The 13,937-nt window shown below is 60.5% G+C and carries 15 protein-coding genes and 2 riboswitches; of the genes, 4 read left to right on the forward strand and 11 right to left on the reverse strand.

Going from position 1 to position 13,937, the window contains the following annotated elements:
* Positions 1 to 10: 10 nt before the first annotated feature.
* The 5 genes from FHT85_RS00450 to FHT85_RS00470 form a co-directional block, all read right to left on the reverse strand.
* Positions 11 to 406, reverse strand: coding sequence for a hypothetical protein (locus FHT85_RS00450; protein ID WP_310232425.1), 396 nt, complete (start codon positions 404 to 406; stop codon positions 11 to 13).
* A 144-nt stretch (positions 407 to 550) separates the two neighbouring features.
* On the reverse strand, positions 551 to 1,336 hold the full coding sequence (locus tag FHT85_RS00455) for an ATP12 family chaperone protein (protein WP_112411945.1): 786 nt from the start codon (positions 1,334 to 1,336) through the stop codon (positions 551 to 553).
* A gap of 9 nt (positions 1,337 to 1,345) precedes the next feature.
* The gene (locus tag FHT85_RS00460) at positions 1,346 to 1,999 is read right to left on the reverse strand and encodes an HAD-IA family hydrolase (protein ID WP_112334779.1); all 654 of its coding nucleotides are present in this window, start codon (positions 1,997 to 1,999) and stop codon (positions 1,346 to 1,348) included.
* Complete coding sequence (locus FHT85_RS00465) at positions 1,996 to 2,994, reverse strand: RluA family pseudouridine synthase (RefSeq protein WP_112334778.1); 999 nt, start codon at positions 2,992 to 2,994, stop codon at positions 1,996 to 1,998. Before FHT85_RS00465 ends, FHT85_RS00460 begins: the two co-directional genes overlap by 4 nt.
* 184 nt (positions 2,995 to 3,178) lie before the next feature.
* A complete protein-coding gene (locus FHT85_RS00470; protein ID WP_112334777.1) occupies positions 3,179 to 3,712 on the reverse strand; it encodes a copper chaperone PCu(A)C in 534 nt (177 codons plus the stop codon).
* Between the two features lie 168 nt (positions 3,713 to 3,880).
* Positions 3,881 to 3,964, forward strand: a riboswitch (glycine riboswitch).
* 3 nt (positions 3,965 to 3,967) lie between these two features.
* Positions 3,968 to 4,045: riboswitch (glycine riboswitch) on the forward strand.
* A gap of 71 nt (positions 4,046 to 4,116) precedes the next feature.
* On the opposite strand from FHT85_RS00470, the gene gcvT reads away from it, so the two are divergent.
* The 4 genes from gcvT to FHT85_RS00490 all read left to right on the forward strand — a co-directional run bounded on the left by gcvT (position 4,117) and on the right by FHT85_RS00490 (position 8,914).
* Positions 4,117 to 5,253 carry a glycine cleavage system aminomethyltransferase GcvT gene (gene gcvT, locus FHT85_RS00475; protein ID WP_112411944.1) on the forward strand — a complete coding sequence of 379 codons (1,137 nt, stop codon included), beginning with the start codon at positions 4,117 to 4,119 and terminating at the stop codon, positions 5,251 to 5,253.
* 25 nt (positions 5,254 to 5,278) lie between these two features.
* Positions 5,279 to 5,641: a glycine cleavage system protein GcvH gene (gcvH, locus tag FHT85_RS00480; protein ID WP_112334775.1), complete on the forward strand. Its 363-nt coding sequence runs from the start codon at positions 5,279 to 5,281 to the stop codon at positions 5,639 to 5,641.
* Entirely contained in the window at positions 5,641 to 8,505 is a 2,865-nt protein-coding gene (gene gcvP, locus FHT85_RS00485) for an aminomethyl-transferring glycine dehydrogenase (protein WP_112411943.1), read from the forward strand. Before gcvH ends, gcvP begins: the two co-directional genes overlap by 1 nt.
* Positions 8,506 to 8,653: 148 nt before the next feature.
* Positions 8,654 to 8,914 carry an addiction module antidote protein gene (locus FHT85_RS00490; protein ID WP_069612270.1) on the forward strand — a complete coding sequence of 87 codons (261 nt, stop codon included), beginning with the start codon at positions 8,654 to 8,656 and terminating at the stop codon, positions 8,912 to 8,914.
* Positions 8,915 to 8,926: 12 nt separating this feature from the next.
* Here FHT85_RS00490 and FHT85_RS00495 read toward each other — a convergent pair whose 3' ends face one another.
* The 6 genes from FHT85_RS00495 to sufC all read right to left on the reverse strand — a co-directional run bounded on the left by FHT85_RS00495 (position 8,927) and on the right by sufC (position 13,916).
* A complete protein-coding gene (locus FHT85_RS00495) occupies positions 8,927 to 9,619 on the reverse strand; it encodes a ZIP family metal transporter (RefSeq protein WP_112411965.1) in 693 nt (230 codons plus the stop codon).
* A 129-nt stretch (positions 9,620 to 9,748) separates the two neighbouring features.
* On the reverse strand, positions 9,749 to 10,138 hold the full coding sequence (gene sufA, locus FHT85_RS00500; RefSeq protein WP_112334773.1) for a Fe-S cluster assembly scaffold SufA: 390 nt from the start codon (positions 10,136 to 10,138) through the stop codon (positions 9,749 to 9,751).
* Positions 10,139 to 10,214: 76 nt separating this feature from the next.
* Positions 10,215 to 10,595, reverse strand: a complete 381-nt coding sequence (locus FHT85_RS00505) for an SUF system Fe-S cluster assembly protein (RefSeq protein WP_075850603.1) — start codon at positions 10,593 to 10,595, stop codon at positions 10,215 to 10,217.
* 11 nt (positions 10,596 to 10,606) lie between these two features.
* Entirely contained in the window at positions 10,607 to 11,848 is a 1,242-nt protein-coding gene (locus FHT85_RS00510) for a cysteine desulfurase (protein WP_112411964.1), read from the reverse strand.
* A gap of 15 nt (positions 11,849 to 11,863) precedes the next feature.
* The gene (gene sufD, locus FHT85_RS00515) at positions 11,864 to 13,138 is read right to left on the reverse strand and encodes a Fe-S cluster assembly protein SufD (protein ID WP_112411942.1); all 1,275 of its coding nucleotides are present in this window, start codon (positions 13,136 to 13,138) and stop codon (positions 11,864 to 11,866) included.
* A 22-nt stretch (positions 13,139 to 13,160) separates the two neighbouring features.
* Positions 13,161 to 13,916 carry a Fe-S cluster assembly ATPase SufC gene (sufC, locus tag FHT85_RS00520; protein ID WP_015340013.1) on the reverse strand — a complete coding sequence of 252 codons (756 nt, stop codon included), beginning with the start codon at positions 13,914 to 13,916 and terminating at the stop codon, positions 13,161 to 13,163.
* Positions 13,917 to 13,937 lie beyond the last annotated feature (21 nt).

The following is a 13,937-nucleotide window of genomic DNA, read 5'->3' on the forward strand; positions in this document are numbered from 1 at the left end:
AGCTGTTGGCTTAGTTTGCGAGCCGCGGTGTGTTCAGCGAAAAGATGGAACGAACCCGCGCGGCAATGTCTTCCGCCATCAGCTCATCTGCGGTGGCAGGATCAGGAGCGACAGTTCTGGTCTCGAACGATGCCATGGCAATCACAGCGCCGCCATCGGCTGCCGCAGCATCGATATTGATCTTGGCGCTGCTGCGGTCGCGATTGAAGCCGCGCGCCTTGCGGACGTCGCTCAGTCGGACTGTGATGGCAACCTGTGGCAATTGCGGACCGAAGCTCGTGGCGGCGATCGCGGCGTTGACGCGATCATTGACGGCTGCAACCAATGCCGGCGACACCGGCGGCAGTGCCTGATCGGCTATGACGGTTGCGCTGCGCACGGCATAGGTTGGAGGCGGAGGATCCACGGACCAGCTCGAGCAAGCGGCCAATGCCAGACTTCCCACGAGCGCCGGTATGGCTCTCGGCCTCCACAACAACATGATCCCTGCCCCGACTTTCGAATTTGCAAGATATGCAGATCGATATAAAGGACTGGAAATCAACAATATTCAACTGCGAAGCGCGGAAAAAACCGCGGCTGCGGCCTGAAACTCCTCAAAACGTTGTGCACGACGCTGCTCGGCTTCTTCGTCGCTGCCCCAATGCTCAATCGTCCAATCCTCGTCGAGATGAGCGAGCGACCAAACCTCGGCGAGCGGCAGGAAACCTTTCGCAAAGGCCAGCGCCAGGATCACCGAACCAGTCAGCGTCGTGATCGTGTGCAAGCTCGCGAGCTCCATCGGTGTGTCAAACTCGCGCAAAGCAGCGGCGAAGGCCGCGATAGCCTCTTTAGGCTGTTCCTGGTGCATGACGCCTTCGGCTAGGATGAAGCGGGCGCCTAGGTCGCGCGCAGCCCATTCGATCACCGGATTCCAGCGCTCCGACTGCCGCTCGACGAGCCGCTCGGGACCGTCGGCGCGGTAGCAAAGCAGATCGCTGCCGGAGAAGCGGACGATTTCATCGAATACGGCCCGGCTCTCCGTCGCAACGCCATCGATGGCGGTATTGACGAGGCGTGTTATCGGCATGGTCGCGGGATCGATCACGTCAACCTGACGCGCCCATTCTCCGGCCACCAGTCTTGCAAGTGCTTCTGTCGGCAGGGCCAGGGAGTGCCGCGCCGGCGTCTTCACCACCTTGCCATCCAGAGCGATGGCGTGACTGCCCTCGTCCGCGCTGATCGTCACATCCTTGTAGAAGCGCTTGGGCAGCGGCTTCTTCATCTGGATCTGCGCGCGGCGGATCGGATCGGGATGGCTGAGACCTTCGGAAAGATCGTTCAACAGGTCGCGCATGGCGTCACCTCAGAGAATATGGCTCAATATATCGTTCGGATGGTGGGCGATGGCATCGGCGCCTGCTGCCAGCAACTCCTCGACCGAAGCATAACCCCAGGCAACGCCGATGGCAGTCGCACCGGCCGCTTTTGCCATCTGCATGTCATAGATGGCATCGCCGATCACGATCGTGTCGTGCGGATCCATGCCGGTCTCGTCGCAGCATTCCGTGACCATCGCCGGATGCGGCTTGGACGGGCAGTCGTCGGCGGTGCGCGAGACAATGAAATAGGGCGTAAAGTCGTTGACCTCAAGGATATGGGTCAAGCCGCGGCGGGATTTACCCGTCACTGCGCCGATCAGCAGTTCATCGCGGGCCGCAAGCGTCTCGATCAGCGGCTTGATGCCGTCGAAGAGCGGCGTCTGCATGTCGGCCTCGTCTCGCACCTCCGGAAAAATCGACTTGTAGTGCGCCGTCATCGCGATCGCTTCGTCGTCGACATGCGGCTTGCCCTGCAGGCGGGCAATGGCGATATCGAGCGTCAGGCCGATGATCGATTTCGTCGCAGAAACATCGGGACGCTTATAGCCGAAGGCCACGAAGGTTCGCGCCATAACCTCATGGATCAGCCGCGCGCTGTCGACCAGCGTGCCGTCACAATCGAATAGGACCAGCTTCATTCGTCGTCCGGCTCCCCTGCCGATTCCATATCGAAACCGAGAAGGTTCCAAGTCTGAACCATATGCGGCGGCAAAGGCGCGGTGACGCGCAGACGCCCGCCGCTCGGATGCGGAATATCGATATGACGCGCATGCAGATGCAGGCGCTTCTGGACACCGCCCGGAAAATCCCAGTTCGGATCGTCATCGAAATATTTGGGGTCGCCGATGATCGGATGGCCCATATGCAGCGCGTGGACACGCAGCTGGTGGGTACGGCCGGTATAGGGCTCCATTTCCAGCCAGGCGAGGCTCTGAGCAGCCGTTTCGAGCACGCGGTAGTAGGAGATGGCGTGATCGGCGCCCTCCTCGCCATGCTTGGCGATGCGCATGCGGTCGCCATCCGGCGTTGCTTCCTTCACCAGCCAGGTGGAAATCTTGTCCTCATGTTTGCGAGGCACCCCCTTGACCAGCGACCAATAGGTCTTCTTGGTGTCGCGCTCGCGAAAGGCCGCCGTCAGCTTCTGCGCTGCGCCGCGAGTGCGGGCAACGACGAGCACGCCGGACGTATCTCGGTCGAGACGGTGCACCAGGCGCGGCTTCTCGCCCTTCTTGCTCGTCCACGCCTCCAGCATCTTGTCGATATGGCGCGTAAGGCCGGAACCGCCCTGTACCGCGAGGCCAGCCGGCTTGTTCAGCACATAGACCTTATCGTCTTCATGCAGCAGCATGCGCGCAAGAAGCTCGGCGTCGCCGGAATGTTTGAGGTCGTTGCCCGCGATCGGGCCGCTCTTCAGTGCCTTTGCATCGACATCGAGCGGCGGCACGCGCACCATCTGCCCCGGCTGCACGCGCGCATCCGTCTTCACGCGGCCGCCATCGACACGTACCTGTCCGGAGCGCATCAGCTTCTGCAATTGCCCAAAGCCGAGACCCGGAAAATGCACCTTGAACCAGCGGTCCAGGCGCATGCCGGCCTCGTCAGGCTCGACCTTAATATGCTCAATCCCGGCCATTCTTCTTCTTTCAAATACCGCGGCATGTCCCAAGCGTTGCCAAACCTGCGTTCGGCGGATCATGCAAATTCAAACGACAGGGCATCGGCCCCGCGGCCGGAGATTTCCCGGCCTTTTGACGTGGCTTTAGAGCATTTCGAGGAAAAGTGGAAACCGGAATTGTAACGTCGAATGATTTTCTGGCTCAGTTTCCCTTGGCCGAGACGACGGGAAGATTAATGTCGACCATACCAGCCTTGTCGAACATCAGCATCACGGGCACCGTGCCACCCTGCTTGAAGGGCATCTTCACCTGCTTGAACATCATGTGCATCGTATTCGGCGCGAGTGTCACGGTCGCGCCGGCGGGAATGGCGATGCCGCCCTTCACCTCGCGCATCTTCATAATCTCGCCTTCCATCTTCATCTCATGCAACTCCACCTTGCCGGCGGCTGAGGAAGTCACGGAGGTCAGCTTGTCGTCTGTCTTGCCGGTATTGTGAATGGTGATGTAACCGCCACCGACCGGCTGGCCAGGAAGCATGGCACGAACGTAGCCACCGCTGATATCGAGATCGCCAAGCTTGGCAGTCGCCGAGCCGGAAGGCGCCGCACCTGCATCCATGTGCATGCCTGGCATGGATTTCATCGCGCCACTGTCCTCAGCCATCGCTCCGACAACGGAAAGCGAAAATGCGCCAATGGACATCAGCAATGCGGCTGCGTAGTTGCGGTTCATCTTTGTCTCCTGCCCGGCTCCTCAATCGAGCAGAAGGGATAGCCTCTCCCATCTCTGTTGCAAAGGCCCGTATTCATTAGGAAACGCAGGATTGATCGGCGCGACAAAAATTTGTTCAGCGACGACATTTGCCCCTTGCCATCTTTCGCCGAGACCGGATAATGGCTGTCAACCTTGTTGGGAGAATCCGGCGCAAGCCGGTGCCGAAGGAGCAACCGCCCCGGAAACTCTCAGGCCAAAGGACCAGCAAGGGGCAGACGGAACTCTGGAGAGAAGCGCGCAAGCGTTCGCCGAAGGGATAACAATCTCAGGCAAACAGACAGAGGGGGCTCATCGTCAGGCGCAACCGCGCCGAAATTGTGAGCTCTGCGCTTCGAAACGAGCGCAAACCCCGGAGGCGTCATTTGGACGAGACCGCTGCCCTCAAGACCACCCCCCTTCATGCCCTGCATGTGTCCCTCGGCGCCCGCATGGTGCCTTTCGCAGGCTACGATATGCCGGTTCAATATGCGCCGGGCGTTCTGAAGGAACACCTTTGGACTCGATCCTCCGCCGGCCTGTTCGACGTGTCGCATATGGGTCAGGTGACGATCCGCGCCCGCTCCGGCAAATATGAGGATGCCGCGCTGGCACTGGAGAGCCTGGTGCCCGTCGATATTGTAGGCCTTGCTGAAAATCGCCAGCGCTATGGCTTCTTCACCGACGACAAGGGCGGCATTCTTGACGATCTGATGATCGCCCACATGGACGACTATCTTTTTGTCGTCGTGAATGCCGCTTGCAAAGAGCAGGATTTCAAGCATCTTCAAGATCATATCGGCGATAGCTGCGAAGTCACATTACTTGATCGCGCACTCATTGCCCTTCAAGGCCCGCACGCCGTCGACGTGCTTGCCGAGCTCTGGGCCGATATCGCCTATATGAAATTCATGGATGTGCGCCATTGTCGCCTCCACGATGTCTCCTGCCTCGTCTCGCGCTCCGGCTATAGCGGCGAAGACGGTTTCGAAATCTCCGTCCCGGCCGACAAGGCCGAGGATATCGCCAAGCGGCTGCTGGAGCACCCGGATGTACAGCCGATCGGCCTCGGCGCCCGTGACTCGCTCCGGCTCGAAGCCGGCCTTTGCCTTTATGGCAATGATATCGACCAGACGACCACGCCGATAGAAGCCGCGCTCGAATGGGCCATCCAGAAGGCCCGCAAGACCGGCGGCGCCCGCGCCGGCGGCTTTCCTGGCGCAAGCGGTATCCTCGGCGAACTGGATGGCGGCACCACACGCCGCCGCGTCGGTCTGAAGCCCGATGGCAAGGCGCCGGTGCGCGGCCATGCCAAGCTTTATGCCGATGCCGAAGGCAAGATCGAGATTGGTGAAGTCACGTCGGGCGGTTTCGGTCCGAGCGTCGAAGGCCCGGTCGCCATGGGCTATTTGCCCACCGATTTCACGGCGCTTGGCACCACCGTTTACGCTGAAGTACGCGGCAAATATCTGCCCGTCGCCGTCAACGCGCTGCCTTTCATCAAACCAACCTACAAACGTTGAACGTCTTTTCCAGAGAGGATTATCCATGCTGAAGTTTACCGAAGAACATGAGTGGCTGAAGGTCGAAGGCGATGTCGCAATCGTGGGCATCACGGCACATGCCGCAGAACAGCTCGGCGATCTCGTGTTTGTGGAATTGCCTGAGGTCGGTGCCAGCTTCTCCAAGGGAGCCGACGCGGCAACCGTCGAATCCGTCAAGGCAGCCTCCGAAGTCTATTGTCCGCTCGACGGGGAAATCACGGAAATCAACGAAGCCATCACTGCCGATCCGGCCCTCGTCAACTCCGACCCGATGGGTGCTGGCTGGTTCTTCAAGCTGAAGCTGAAGAACGTCGGCGATCTCGATGGCCTTCTTGATGAATCCGGTTACAAGGAGCTGATCGGATAATGGCGACGCCTACGGAATTCACCTTCACCGATTACCAGCCATACGATTTCGCCAACCGCCGCCATATCGGCCCGTCTCCGTCGGAGATGGCCGATATGCTCAAGGTGATCGGCTATAAGAGCCTTGACGGCCTGATCGACGCGACGTTGCCACCGGCGATCCGCCAGAAGGCGCCGCTCGCCTGGGGCGCAGCGATGACGGAGCGCGAGGCGCTCGACCGTCTGCGCGAGACCGCCAACAAGAACAAGGTTCTCGTTTCCCTGATCGGCCAGGGCTACTACGGCACGATCACGCCGCCGGTCATCCAGCGCAACATCCTGGAAAATCCCGCCTGGTACACCGCCTATACGCCATACCAGCCTGAGATCAGCCAGGGCCGCCTCGAGGCACTGCTGAACTACCAGACGATGATCAGCGACCTCACCGGTCTCGATGTTGCCAACGCCTCGCTGCTCGATGAAGCGACCGCCGCGGCCGAAGGTATGGCGATGGCGGAACGTGTCGCAAAATCGAAGGCAAGGGCCTTCTTCGTCGATGCCGAATGTCACCCACAGACCATAGCGCTGATCAGGACGCGCGCCGAGCCCCTCGGCTGGACCGTCATCGTCGGTAATCCCTTCACCGATCTCGATCCGGTCGACGTCTTCGGCGCAATCTTCCAGTATCCGGGCACGCACGGCCACATCAACGATTTCAGTGGCCTGATCGCCCGCCTGCACCAGACCGGCGCCATCGCCATCATGGCGACCGATCTCCTGGCACTGACCCTGCTGAAATCCCCGGGCGAAATGGGTGCGGATATCGCCATCGGCTCCTCGCAGCGTTTCGGCGTTCCGGTTGGCTATGGTGGGCCTCATGCGGCGTTTATGGCGGTCAAGGACGACTACAAGCGCTCCATGCCCGGTCGTCTTGTCGGCGTCTCGGTCGATGCGCGCGGCAATCGCGCCTATCGCCTATCGCTGCAGACCCGCGAGCAGCATATCCGCCGCGAAAAGGCGACGTCGAACATCTGCACCGCCCAGGTGCTCCTCGCCGTCATGGCCTCCATGTATGCGGTCTTCCACGGTCCGCAGGGCTTGAAGGCAATCGCCCAGCAGGTTCACCAGAAGGGCGTGCTGTTGGCCAAGGGACTGGAAAAGCTCGGCTACATCGTTGAGCCTGAGACCTTCTTCGACACGATCACCGTTGATGTCGGCCACATGCAGGGTCTGATCCTGCGTGCAGCCGTCGCCGAAGGCGTCAACCTGCGCAAGGTTGGTGAAACGAAGATCGGCATCAGCCTGGACGAGCGCACGCGCCCGGCAACGGTGGAGGCTGTCTGGCGCGCTTTCGGCGGCGATTTCCGCATCGCCGATTTCGAGCCGTCCTATCGCCTGCCGAAGACTCTGCTGCGCACCAGCGAATACCTCACACATCCGATCTTCCACATGAACCGTGCCGAAAGCGAGATGACGCGTTACATTCGTCGTCTTTCGGACCGCGACCTGGCGCTCGACCGCTCGATGATCCCGCTCGGCTCCTGCACCATGAAGCTCAATGCGACGGCGGAAATGCTGCCGATCACGTGGCCGGAGTTCTCGGATATCCATCCATTCGTCCCGGCCGATCAGGCGCTCGGCTACCGCGAAATGATCGATGACCTGACGAACAAGCTCTGCGCCGTAACAGGCTATGACGCCTTCTCCATGCAGCCGAATTCCGGCGCGCAGGGCGAATATGCCGGCCTCCTGACCATCCGCAACTATCACATTGCCAATGGTCAGGGCCATCGCGACATCTGCTTGATCCCGACCTCCGCGCATGGCACCAATCCGGCCTCGGCGCAGATGGCGGGCATGAAGGTCGTGGTCGTCAAGGTCAGCGACGATGGCGATATCGACATGGCCGATTTCCGCGCCAAGACCGAGCAGTATGCCGACAACCTCTCCTGCTGCATGATCACCTATCCCTCGACGCACGGCGTCTTCGAGGAAACGGTGAAGGAGATTTGCGATCTCGTGCACAAGCATGGTGGTCAGGTCTATCTCGATGGCGCGAACATGAACGCCATGGTCGGCCTCTCGCGTCCCGGCGATATCGGCTCCGATGTCAGCCACCTCAACCTGCACAAGACCTTCTGCATCCCGCATGGCGGCGGCGGTCCCGGCATGGGCCCGATCGGCGTCAAGGCGCATCTGGCACCCCACCTGCCCGGCCATCCGGAAACGGACGGCCGCAGCGGAGCGGTCTCGGCGGCGGCCTTCGGCTCGGCCTCCATCCTGCCGATCTCCTGGAGCTACTGCCTGATGATGGGCGGCGAAGGCCTGACGCAGGCGACGAAGGTGGCGATCCTCAACGCCAACTATATCGCCGCGCGATTGAAGGGCGCGTACGACGTGCTCTACAAGTCCAAGGACGGACGTGTGGCGCATGAGTGCATCATCGACACCCGCCCGCTGGCCGCAAGCGCCGGTGTGACCGTCGACGATGTCGCCAAGCGCCTGATCGATTGCGGCTTCCATGCCCCGACCATGAGCTGGCCGGTTGCCGGCACGCTGATGATCGAGCCGACCGAATCGGAAACGAAGGCCGAACTCGACCGCTTCTGCGAGGCGATGCTGGCGATCCGCGAGGAAGCCCGCGCCATCGAAGACGGCCGGATGGACAAGGCCAACAATCCGTTGAAGAACGCTCCGCACACGGTGGAAGACCTTGTCGGCGAATGGGATCGCCCCTATTCACGCGAACAGGCCTGCTTCCCGCCCGGCGCCTTCCGCGTGGACAAATACTGGTCTCCGGTCAATCGCATCGACAACGTCTACGGCGACCGCAACCTGATTTGCACCTGCCCGCCGCTGGAATCCTATGCCGAGGCTGCAGAATAGGGTTTTTGCAAAAAAGCGAAGCGGTTCAGTCGCTTCGCCGGAAACAGACATAAATCTATTGTGAAACTTGTCTATGAAAACGCCGCGTGTCCGAAAGGATGCGCGGCGTTTTTGATGACGCCACGGTGGGACCTTGGAATTCAGATTTATGCCGGAACGATTCGACGTGGACAATCCCGACAGCTACATCGCCGCCGCCTTCGAAACCGACGATCCGGCCTCGATCGCCAAGGCGCTGGGCGAAGTCGCGCGCACGCGCAACATGAGCAAGCTCGCCAAGGATGTCGGCATGAACCGCTCGGCGCTTTATCGCGCGCTCAGCGGCGACGGCAATCCCGAATTCGCGACGATCTTGAAAGTTGTCAGGGCGCTTGGCCTCAAGCTGACGCCCGTTTCGGCAGCTAACTGAAACTTTCAGCCGCTAGCCGATCGCCTCCTCAAGCAGAAGCAACGCGAGAAAGCCCGCAAAGAACATAGCGGTCACCCAGGGGCGGTCGGGTGTTTCATGGGCTTCGACCAGCAGCTCCTCGGTGACGAGATAGAGAAGCGCAATCAGCCCGAACGCAAAGAAGCCAGTCAAAACATGGCCAGGCAATGAAGCGATCGGCGTTCCCAACAAGGCACCGATCGGCAGCAGCAGCGCAAGCGCTGCCGTCACCGCGACGATCTTCGTTCGAGAACGGACGCTCTCGCCAAGTTCGTTCGCCACCGTCAAACCAAGGAATAGCACCTCGATCGTCAAGGCGATGGTCAGCAGCAAGCCGACTTTCGGCCCCGCTGCAAAACCGATGCCGAGCACGAGCCCGTCGATCAGGATGTCGATGCCGATGGCAGCCAGAAGGCCGACCGGCCCTTTGGCCCAGTTTTCCAACTGCTTGACCAGCAGCATCACGCCGACGCCGATCGCTCCGCCAATCACGGTTGCCAAAGGATAGCCGCGATGCATGATATCAGGCAGAATTTCGCCGGCGGCGGCCGCAAACACCACGCCGGCGGCAAAATGCTGGATAGCGCTGACAAGATTGGGGCCTGGCTGCGTGTTCACGGCAACCGTGGCGCCCGCAATCGCAGCGCCTGCCGGGATCAATGTGTAAACCCATGCCGCAGCCGCCATATGTTCCCCCTCGCGCATCATGTGGACCTTATCCGGCTCAGCCGGTCAGCCAAGGGGCAATGGAAAGACCCTTGGCCTTTGTCGATCAAAGCACGAAACGCAGCGAGGCGAAATGTGGTGAGATACGCTTTAAGCGGGGTGCGCAGCCTGTCGTTGCGCCGCCAGAGCAGCCAGATCGGCAGGTTTCAATTCGACGGATTCACCACAGCCGCAGGCCGATGTCTGGTTCGGATTGGTGAAGATGAAGCCCGAGCGCAACGTCGTCGTCTCGAAGCCCATTTCTGTGCCGAGCAAATAGAGGACGGCCGAGGGCTCAACCCAGACCTTTGCGCCATCGCGCTCGATCAAATCGTCCTTGGCATTCGGCTCGGTCACCAGGTCGATGGTATATTCCATGCCGGCGCAGCCGCCCTTCTTGATGCCCACGCGAACGCCCTTGGCATCGGGACCGGAATTCTCGACGATCGCCTTGACGCGGGCAGCTGCCGCATCCGTCATGCTCATGATTGCGAAGCCCATGGGCTCATTCTCCTTCCGCAACCGGGGTCAAGATCCGGCGCTTCGAGTCTCAATGTAAAGCCGGCGGCCTAAAGCTTCAATACCAGCCGACGGCGACCTGCGCTTCTTCCGACATGCGATCCGGCGTCCACGGCGGATCGAAGGTCATGCTGACGTCGACACCGGAAACACCTTCGACGGCGCCGACGGCATTTTCGACCCAGCCCGGCATTTCGCCGGCAACCGGGCAACCCGGTGCCGTCAGCGTCATGACGATCTTCACCATGCGGTCGTCTTCGATATCGATCTTATAGACCAGACCGAGCTCGAAGATATCGGCCGGAATTTCCGGATCGTAGACCGTTTTCAGCGCAGAGATGATGTCGTCGCTGAGACGCGCCAGTTCATCCTCGGGGATGCTGGAATGCACGATCCCTTCGCGCGCATCGATCTTCTGTTCGCTTTCGTCGAGTGACATCGCTTGCCTCCTCAGGCAAAGAATTTCCGTGCATATTCCAATGCATCCGCTAAGGCATCCACCTCGGCGCGCGTATTGTACATGCCGAACGATGCACGGCATGTGGAGGTGACGCCGAAGCGTTTCAAGAGCGGCTGGGCGCAATGGGTGCCGGCGCGAACGGCGACACCCTGGCGGTCGATCACCATCGAGACGTCGTGGGAGTGTATCCCCGCGAGCTCGAAGGAGAAGATGCCACCCTTGCCGGGCGCCGTGCCGATGACGCGCAGCGAATTGATATCCCGCAGCCGTTCCGCCGCATAGGCGGCAAGATCGGCTTCGTGCCGAGCAATCGCTTCACGACCGATACTGTCCATATAATCAAGCGCATAGCCAAGGCCGATCGCTTGAACGATCGGCGGCGTTCCCGCTTCGAAGCGATGCGGCGGCTCGTTATAGGTGACGTTTTCCTCGGTGACATCGAAGATCATCTCGCCGCCGCCCTGGAACGGCCGCATCTCGGCAAGCCGCTCCTTCTTGCCGTAGAGAACGCCGATACCCGAAGGGCCATAGAGCTTGTGGCCGGTCATGACATACCAGTCGCAGTCGATATCCTGCACGTCGACAGGCATATGCACGGCACCCTGCGAGCCGTCGATCAGGACTGGAATGCCGCGCTCATGCGCGATGCGGCACACCTCCTTCACAGGAACGACAGTTCCGAGCGCATTCGACATATGCGTGATGGCGACGAGCTTCGTGCGCTCCGTCAGGCTCTTTTCGAAATCCTCAATATGGAACGCGCCCTCGTCGTCAACGGGCACCCAGACGAGCTTCGCGCCCTGACGCTCGCGAATAAAATGCCAGGGAACGATGTTGGAGTGATGCTCCATGATCGAGACGACGATCTCGTCGCCCTCGCCGATCTTTGGCATACCCCAGCCGTAGGCGACCGTGTTGATCGCTTCCGTCGAATTCTTGGCAAAGACGATGTCGTCGACCGACGGCGCATTCAGGAAGCGGCGCACCTTTTCGCGAGCCGCTTCATAGGCTTCCGTCGCAGCATTGGACAGAAAGTGCAGGCCGCGATGCACATTCGCATATTCGTTGGAATAGGCGTGTGAAATGGCATCGATGACGACCTGCGGCTTTTGCGCGGAGGCGCCGTTGTCGAGATAGACCAGCGGCTTGCCATGCACCGTCTTCGCCAGGATCGGAAAATCCCGGCGAATGGCTTCGACGTCATAGGCCGTTGCCGGCACGATCTTGTCCACGAGCTTTGCCTCCAATCAGGCGTGCTTTTCCAGCCAGGCCGAAATAACGCCTTCCAGCGCCTCGACGAGGGCTTCGTCTTCCAGTTCCTCGACGATCTCGGCCACGAAGGCGTTGACGAGCATAGCTCGCGCCTTTTTCTCCGGAATGCCGCGCGCCATCAGGTAGTAGAGATGGTTGCCGTCGATATCCGCGACAGTGGCGCCATGGCCGCATTGTACGTCATCAGCGAAGATTTCAAGCTCCGGCTTCACGGAGAACTCGGCATCGTCGGACATTAGCAGCGTGTTGCAAGCCATCTTGGCGTCGGTCTTCTGCGCATCCGGTGCAACCCGGATCATGCCCTGAAAGACGCCGCGAGCGCGATCGAACACAACATTACGGATAACTTCCGTGGAACCGGTGTTCGGAACGTCATGGCCGAGTACCATCGTCACGTCCGTGTGGGTATCGCCGCCGAGCAGGTTGATGCCGCGCAGCGTCAGATCGGCGCCCTCGCCCGCTACCTTGATATACAGTTCCTGACGCACCAACTTGCCGCCGGCGTTGATGACGAATAGCTTCAGCTTGGCGTCTTCTCCAAGATCGATGCGAAGCTGGCCGAGATGGGTGTCTTCGCTGCCCTGCTCCTGCAGGATGATCCAAGTGATTTCAGAACCCTTGCCGATCTTGATTTCGCTGACCGAGGAAACCAGCGCAGCCGCGCCCTCAACCGCTTGATGACGCTCGATAAAGGTCGCCTTGACGTCAGCGCCGAAAGTAACCGGCAGACGGCTGTGGATCTGGCCGCCGGCATGGATGAACTGCACTTCGAGCGGTGCTTCGAGTTCGGTGCCATCCGGGAAATCGATGACATAACCGTCACGCACGAAGCTCGCATTGATGCGACCGATGGCGTCATCCTTGCCGAGCGCTTCGAGGCCGACGGCTGCCGCGCCGTTGATCAAGCTGTCGGCGTAGCGCGCAACGGTCAAATTCTTCACCGAAGCCTTATCGCTTGCCTTGCCCTGCAGAACCGCAATGACAGGCGATCCTTCGACCGTCGCAGGCAACGCTTCGGCAAGGCCCTTGCCGATATCGCTCGGGACCAGACGCAGCAGGTTCTTGAAATCAGTGTAATGCCAAGCCTCGACGCGGCGCGTCGGCAGGCCGGCGGTCTTCAGCTCGTCCAGCAGGCGATCGCGGACGGCAAAAACTTCGCCATCGCCAGGCAGGTCGCCCATCTGGTCGTTATACGCCTCGATCAGCGCCGTTTCGGCTGATGTCAGGCGGTTCGTCGTCTGAATGTTCATCGACGTGTCCTTTCCGCCTCGATCAGGCTGCAGCACCGATGATGTCGGCGTAGCCGTTGGCTTCCAGTTCATGCGCCAGCGTCTTGTCGCCGGACTTGATCACCTGGCCCTTGTAGAGGACGTGGACGGTGTCCGGAACGATATAGTCGAGCAGGCGCTGGTAGTGGGTGATGACGATCACGGCGCGATCGGGCGAACGTAGCGCGTTGACGCCATCGGCGACGATCTTGAGCGCATCGATGTCGAGGCCGGAATCGGTTTCGTCGAGCACGCAAAGCTGCGGCTCGAGCAGCGCCATCTGCAGGATTTCGGCGCGCTTCTTTTCACCGCCGGAGAAGCCGACATTCAGCGGGCGCTTCAGCATGTCCATGTTTATCTGCAGCTTGCCGGCAGCATCCTTGACGCGGCGGATGAAATCCGGTGTGGTCAGTTCGTCTTCGCCGCGTGCCTTGCGCTGCTCGTTCAGAGCAACCTTGAGGAACTGCATGGTGGCAACGCCGGGAATTTCCACGGGATACTGGAAGGCCAGGAAGATACCCTTGGCGGCGCGCTCGGCGGCGTCAAGCTCCAGGATGCTTTCGCCGTTATAAAGGATGTCGCCCTCGGTAACTTCATAGTCCTCACGGCCGGCGAGGATGTAGGAGAGCGTCGACTTGCCCGAGCCGTTCGGGCCCATGATGGCGGCGACTTCGCCAGCCTTCACGGTCAGGTTCAGACCACGGATGATCTCAGTGCCGTCTTCGGCGATACGGGCGTGCAGGTTCTTGATTTCAAGCATTTTAGTATCCTATCGCAGGAA

It is taken from the genome of Rhizobium sp. BK312 (genome assembly GCF_014193605.1).
Lineage (GTDB): Bacteria > Pseudomonadota > Alphaproteobacteria > Rhizobiales > Rhizobiaceae > Rhizobium.

Bases quoted from the DNA above. Each gene is read 5' to 3' on its own strand.
- FHT85_RS00455 (WP_112411945.1), bottom strand. From the start codon at position 1,336: ATGCGCGACCTGTTGAACGATCTTTCCGAAGGTCTCAGCCATCCCGAT.
- FHT85_RS00460 (WP_112334779.1), bottom strand. From the start codon at position 1,999: ATGAAGCTGGTCCTATTCGATTGTGACGGCACGCTGGTCGACAGCGCG.
- FHT85_RS00465 (WP_112334778.1), bottom strand. From the start codon at position 2,994: ATGGCCGGGATTGAGCATATTAAGGTCGAGCCTGACGAGGCCGGCATG.
- FHT85_RS00470 (WP_112334777.1), bottom strand. From the start codon at position 3,712: ATGAACCGCAACTACGCAGCCGCATTGCTGATGTCCATTGGCGCATTT.
- gcvH (WP_112334775.1), top strand. From the start codon at position 5,279: ATGCTGAAGTTTACCGAAGAACATGAGTGGCTGAAGGTCGAAGGCGAT.
- gcvP (WP_112411943.1), top strand. From the start codon at position 5,641: ATGGCGACGCCTACGGAATTCACCTTCACCGATTACCAGCCATACGAT.
- FHT85_RS00490 (WP_069612270.1), top strand. From the start codon at position 8,654: ATGCCGGAACGATTCGACGTGGACAATCCCGACAGCTACATCGCCGCC.
- FHT85_RS00495 (WP_112411965.1), bottom strand. From the start codon at position 9,619: ATGGCGGCTGCGGCATGGGTTTACACATTGATCCCGGCAGGCGCTGCG.
- sufA (WP_112334773.1), bottom strand. From the start codon at position 10,138: ATGGGCTTCGCAATCATGAGCATGACGGATGCGGCAGCTGCCCGCGTC.
- FHT85_RS00505 (WP_075850603.1), bottom strand. From the start codon at position 10,595: ATGTCACTCGACGAAAGCGAACAGAAGATCGATGCGCGCGAAGGGATC.
- sufD (WP_112411942.1), bottom strand. From the start codon at position 13,138: ATGAACATTCAGACGACGAACCGCCTGACATCAGCCGAAACGGCGCTG.
- sufC (WP_015340013.1), bottom strand. From the start codon at position 13,916: ATGCTTGAAATCAAGAACCTGCACGCCCGTATCGCCGAAGACGGCACT.